This window comes from Streptomyces sp. NRRL WC-3618 (genome assembly GCF_001280005.1).
GTDB lineage: Bacteria > Actinomycetota > Actinomycetes > Streptomycetales > Streptomycetaceae > Streptomyces.
Window position 1 is genome coordinate 1 of sequence record NZ_LGDW01000145.1, and the last position, 5,685, is coordinate 5,685.

Below are 5,685 nucleotides of genomic sequence, written 5' to 3' on the forward strand. Positions count from 1 at the left end.
AGGGGGGGGGGCCCCCGGGGTCCCCCCGCCCCTCCGTCCCCTCCGCCCCGGGAGCAAGGAGCGCCGCCCGGGAACCGCACGACGACGGGAGCGGCCGTGGACCGACGCGAGCATCCGGGGGACCACCGCGAGAGGCCGGGAGGCCGTCGCGAGGAGTTGGCAGACCACCCCCAACGGCCAAGAGACCACAGCGAGAAGCCGACCGACCACCCCGAACTGCCGGGAAACCACCGCGAGAAGCCGACCGACCACCCCGAACTGCCGGGAAACCACCGCGAGAAGCCGACCGACCACTCCCAACTGCCGGGAAACCACCGCGAGGAGCCGGCGGCCTCGGACCGGCGCGCGGCGGACCGTCTGCTGTTGACGGTGGTCCGGCGAGGCGGCGTCTGGGGTGCTGTCCTGGCCGCGACGTCCCTGCTGCTCTCCGGGGTCTACGTCGTCCTGCCGGCCCTCATGGGCCGCACTGTCGACGCCGTACTGGGCTCCGGTGACACCACCGTTTGGCTGACCCTGTCCACCGTCGCCGTCACGCTGCTCATCGTGTGCGACGCGGGCGACGACTACGCCGGCGCCGTCGCCAACGCCCGCTCCACCGCCTGGCTGCGGCACACCCTGCTCGGGCACGTTCTCGACATGGGCCCCCGGGCGACCCGCCGCCATCCCCCCGGCGACCTGACGGCGCGCCTGGTGGGCAACACGAGCCGGGCCGGCGGCGCCCCCTCGGGGCTGGTGTGGGCGGTGACCGAACTGATCCCCCCGGTCGGGGCCGTGGTCGCCCTGGCCCTCATCGACCCCTGGCTGTGCCTCACCTTCCTCGCCGGGCTTCCGCTGATCGTCCTGGTGGTGCACGCCTTCGCCCGCGACGTCTCCGACGTCAACGACCGCTACTTCGCCGCCCAGGGCCGTATCGCCACCCGGCTCGCCGACGCCGTCACCGGCATCCGTACCATCACCGCCGCCGGGACCACGGCCCGCGAGGCCGAACGCATCCTCGCGCCGCTGCCCGAACTCCACCGCCACGGCCGGGGGATGTGGCGTGCCCTCTCCCGCGTCTCCACCCGGGACGCCACGATCGTCCCCCTGCTCGAAATCGCCGTCCTGGCCGTGGCCGGACTGGAACTGGCCCGGGGCCGCATCACCCCGGGTCAGCTGCTGGCCGCGACCGAGTACGTCGTACTGGCCACCGGCGTGAGCTCCCTGGTGGCCTCCGTCAGCAAACTCGCCCTCGCCCGCGCCACCGCCGGGCGGGTCGCCGAGGTACTGGACTCGCCCCCGATGGCCCACGGCCACGCCCGACTGCCCGCCGAAGGCGGTGGCCGACTGGAGTTCGACGGTGTCACCGTCCGCGCTCCCGAGGGCGGCACCGTCCTGGCCGGCGTCGACCTGGAGATCCCGGAAGGCACCCTGACCGCCGTCGTGGGCCGCTCCGGCTCCGGCAAGTCCCTGCTGGCCGCACTGGCGGGGCGCCTCACCGACCCCGACGACGGCGAGGTACGGCTCGACGGCGTACCCCTGCCCGACCTGGTCCCCACGAACCTGCGCCAGGCCATCGCCTACGGCTTCGAACGCCCCACGCTGCTGGGCGAGACCTTCATGGAGGCGATCTCCTTCGGCCCTCCGACGGCCCCGGCCGAGGGCGAACGAATCATCGAGACCGGAGGGGACCCGGTGGTCGAGACAGGAGGGGACGCGGTGGTGCGGGCCGTGGTGCGGGCCGCCACCGTCGCACGCGCGGACACCTTCCTGCGCACCATGCCCGACGGGTACGCCACCCCCCTCGCCACCGCTCCGCTGTCCGGCGGAGAGACCCAACGGGTGGGCCTGGCCCGCGCGTTCGCCCAGTCCGGCCCGGCCGGTCGCCTCCTCGTCCTCGACGACGTCACCGCCAGTCTCGACACCGTCACCGAGCACGAGATCACCCAGGTCCTCACCGGCTTCGGTCCCCTGGCGACCCGCACCCGGCTCATCGTCACCCACCGCGCCTCCACCGCCGCCCGCGCCGACCTCGTGATCTGGCTCGACAAGGGCCGCGTCCGCCGCCAGGGCACCCACCGATCCCTCTGGGACGACCCGGGATACCGCGCCGTCTTCCGACCCGACCCGACGACGGACGAGGTCGCGCGGCAAGCCCTGACGGCTCCGGACGGGGGCGTACGGCCGGCCCCGGTGGCACATCCGGAGCAACGGCGCGGAGGCGTGCGGTGAGCGCGGGTGCGCGCCGGCTGCTGCGCTCCACCCTCCGCACCCGGCGCCGTCCGTTCGTCCGGCTCGCCGGCTGGTCACTGGTCCAGGCCGTACCTGCGCTGCTGTCCGGCCTGCTGGTCGCCCGGGCCGTCGACGACGGCTTTCTCTCCGACCGCGTCGCCGAGGGCCTCGGCTGGCTCGGGGTGCTGGCCGTCGCCACGCTGGTGGGCGCCTGGGGCACCCGGCAGACCACGCTCCAACTGGCCGAGGTCGTCGAACCCTTCCGCGACGACCTGGTCGGCCTGGTCACCACCGGCACACTGCACCGCTCCGCCCGTCTCGGCCGGCCCCCCGACACCGCCGGTGTGGCCCGGCTGACCGAGCAGGTGGAGATCGCCCGCGAGTCCTACGGCGCGGTCGTGATGTTCGCGCAGACCTTCGCGGTCACGGCCGTGAGCGTGCTGATCGGTCTGACGGCGCTCGATCCCGCCCTCCTCCTGCTCGTCCTACCGCCCCTCGTGCTCGGCCTGACGCTCTTCCTCCTGGCCCTGCGCGCCCTGGCGGCCCGGCAGCGCGCGGTCGTCCTCGCCGACGAGGCGATCGCCGAGCAGGTGAGCGCGGTCACCGACGGCCTGCGCGACGTGACGGCCTGCGGCGCCGAGCCCGTCGTACGCCACCGGGTCGGCGCCCGCATCGACACGGCCGCCGACGCGGCCCGTTCCCTGGCTCGCCTCACCGCCCTGCGCACCGCCGCGCTGGGCGTCGGCGGCTGGCTGCCCGTCGTCCTCATCCTGGCCGGCACCCCCTGGCTGCTGAGGGGCGGAGTGACCACGGGAGGGATCCTGGGTGCCCTGACCTACCTCTCCCAGAACCTCCAACCGGCCCTGCAGAACTTCGTCCGAGGAGTGGGCGCCAGCGGCCTGTGGCTCCTCGTCACCACCGCCCGCATCCTGGAGACGACGGCACCGCAACCAGGGACGTCCACGGCTACGTCCTCGCCCCGGCCTCCGAGCTCTACCCATCCCACCCGTTCCGCCCCTGACGCGCGGCCATCCGGCTCCCTCGCCACGTCAGCCGGAGCCGCTGGAGCCGGCGGAACGGCGGCCGGGGACTCGAAGGAGCGGTGCCCCGAGGACGGCCGCGTCGAGCTCCGGGGCGTCAGCTTCGGCTACGCCCCGTCCGCCGAGCCGGTCCTCCGGGACCTCGACCTCACCCTCGCGCCGGGCACCCATCTGGCGGTGGTCGGCCCCAGCGGTGCCGGGAAGTCCACGCTCGCCGCGCTCATCGCCGGGGTGCTGCGGCCGCAGACGGGCGAGGTCCGCTTGGGCGGAGTACCGGTCAGCTCCCCGGACCCGGCCCCCGCTCCGGACCCATACCGGCTCTCCCGCTCACGCGTGCTGATCCCGCAGGAGGCGTACGTCTTCACCGGCACCCTCCGCGAGAACCTCTCCTATCTCCACCCCACCGTCACACCGGCCGACCTCGACGCGGCCGTCGACGCCGTCGGCGCGACCCCCCTCATCGAACGCCTGGGCGGCTACGACGCCCCCGTGGACCCGGCCCGGCTATCCGCCGGGGAACGCCAGCTGATCGCCCTGGTCCGCGCTCTGCTGCCCCCCGCCCGGCTGGTCCTGCTGGACGAGGCCACCTGCCACCTGGACCCGGCCGCCGAGGCGGTCGCCGAACACGCTTTCGCCGCCCGCCCCTCCACCTTGATCGTCTGTGCGCACCGGATCAGCTCGGCCCTCCGCGCCGACCTCGTCCTTGTCCTGGACGGCCCACGCCACCACTTGGGCACCCACGACCGCCTGATGACCGACTGCGCCCTCTACCGCGACCTGATCGGCCACTGGAACCCCCTGACACCCGATACACCCGACACCCCCGCCCCGACTGCCTCGCCCTCCCCGACCGACATTGGCGGCATCAGGGCCTGACCCACCTCCGCGCCCGACCCGCCTCCGTTACCGCTGCGCGTCTACAACCACCCCGACTCCCGGGCGATCCGGATAGCGTCGATGCGGTTGCGCGCCTCGGTCTTCCTGGAGACGGCGTTCAGATGATTGCGGACGGTGCCCACCGACAACGACAGCCGCTCGGCGATCTCACGGGTCGGTGTGCCGTCCGCCGCCAGCCGCAGCACCTCCAGCTCTCGCGGCGTCAACGGGCTCTCCGCCGAGAAAAGCGACAGCAGGGCCAGTTCCGGATCGACGAACCGCTCGCCCGCCGCTACCCTGCGCACCCCCTGCGCCAGGATGTCGCTGGGCCCGTTCTTACCGATGAACCCGGCCACCCGCAGCGCCAGTGCCTGCCGCAGGAACCCGGCGGTGACCGAGTGGGTCACCAACAACGTCCGGCACTCCGGCAGCCGCACGGCCAGCTCCCGCGACGTATCGAGCGCTCCGTTCTCACCGCCGTCGCTGTCGATGACGACCACGTCGGGCCGGTACGACAGTGCCCGCGTCACCGTCTGCTCGGGCCCCGACAGTGCCGCGACCACCTCGATGTCGTCCTCCCTGGCCAGCAGGGCGGCGAGTGCCCCGCGCAGCAGGTCCGCCTTCTCGACAAGAAGCACACGGATCACCATCGCTCCCGCCCCGGTCACAAGCGGCCTCCATCGCACACGGTGCCTCCGACACTGCGAGAACACCGTACGACGTATCACCACCTATCACCCTGATTGCCAGATTCCGGACGGCGCAGCAGCCCCCACTCCCCTTCGACCGACTGTGCGACCCCAGCCGCCCCGCGCCCCGCCGCCTACTACCAAGAGGCCGAGTTCCGCCGCCGCCGCGTCGTCGAGCTTCGCGATGGCCGTGACGTGCTCGGTGGCGAGCGTGCCGGCGCCGGCGGGCCGAGGGGAGTGTCATGAATTAGGTGTGATCCTTCCCGGAGGAGTCATCTGATGAATGCGACGACAGGTCACCTGTGCCCTGACCGAGAACTACCCCTACAACGGCAGCCTGATGATCATTCCCGGTTCGCACCGCACCTTCGTGTCGTGCGTGGGCCGGACACCACACGATCACCACCGCGACTCCCTGCGCACGCACTCGGTGGCCGTCGGGATGCCGGACCGGGACTCGGTGAGGGAACTCGCCCACCACGCGGGCGGTATCGAGCAGTTCACCGGACCTCCCGGATCAGCCACCTTCTTCGACTCCAATTGCATGCACGGGTCGAACGGCAACATCACGCCCTATCCGCGGTCCAACATTTTCATCGTCTTCAACAGCGTCGACAACGTCCTGGGCACCCCCTTCGGTGCCCCCGCCACACGGCCGACGTACATCGCCAGCCGTGACTTCACACCTGTGCCGAGGTGAGCCCCGTGACTGTGCAGGAAACACTGCGGAACTTCATCGGCGGACGGCACCGCCTGGCCTTGTCCGAGGAGAGCTCGACCTGACCGATCCGTCGACCGGGCAGGTCACCGGCAGCGCACCGGTGTCCGGCGACGCGGACCTTGATCTGGCCTTCACCTCCGCACACACCGCA

4 protein-coding genes and 1 pseudogene are annotated in these 5,685 nt (G+C 72.7%); 3 read left to right on the forward strand and 2 right to left on the reverse strand.

Annotated elements, in window-relative coordinates:
- Nucleotides 1–300: 300 nt before the first annotated feature.
- Both ADL01_RS16665 and ADL01_RS16670 read left to right on the forward strand, forming a co-directional pair.
- Nucleotides 301–2,208 (forward strand): ABC transporter ATP-binding protein, encoded by a 1,908-nt coding sequence (locus ADL01_RS16665; protein ID WP_078960571.1) that lies wholly within the window; start codon nt 301–303, stop codon nt 2,206–2,208.
- Nucleotides 2,205–4,124: an ATP-binding cassette domain-containing protein gene (locus ADL01_RS16670; RefSeq protein ID WP_053742787.1), complete on the forward strand. Its 1,920-nt coding sequence runs from the start codon at nt 2,205–2,207 to the stop codon at nt 4,122–4,124. The genes ADL01_RS16665 and ADL01_RS16670 overlap by 4 nt, the downstream gene beginning before the upstream one ends.
- Nucleotides 4,125–4,165: 41 nt before the next feature.
- Here ADL01_RS16670 and ADL01_RS16675 read toward each other — a convergent pair whose 3' ends face one another.
- Entirely contained in the window at nt 4,166–4,771 is a 606-nt protein-coding gene (locus ADL01_RS16675; protein WP_053742788.1) for a LuxR C-terminal-related transcriptional regulator, read from the reverse strand.
- Between the two features lie 337 nt (nt 4,772–5,108).
- Here ADL01_RS16675 and ADL01_RS16680 point away from each other — a divergent pair.
- Nucleotides 5,109–5,513 (forward strand): annotated as a pseudogene (locus ADL01_RS16680) (phytanoyl-CoA dioxygenase family protein); the annotation flags it as partial.
- On the opposite strand, the gene ADL01_RS46205 reads toward ADL01_RS16680, so the two are convergent.
- The coding region (locus ADL01_RS46205; protein ID WP_234354667.1) for a hypothetical protein at nt 5,494–5,685 on the reverse strand (192 nt) is incomplete at its 5' end. The pseudogene ADL01_RS16680 and the gene ADL01_RS46205 sit on opposite strands and share 20 nt — an antisense overlap.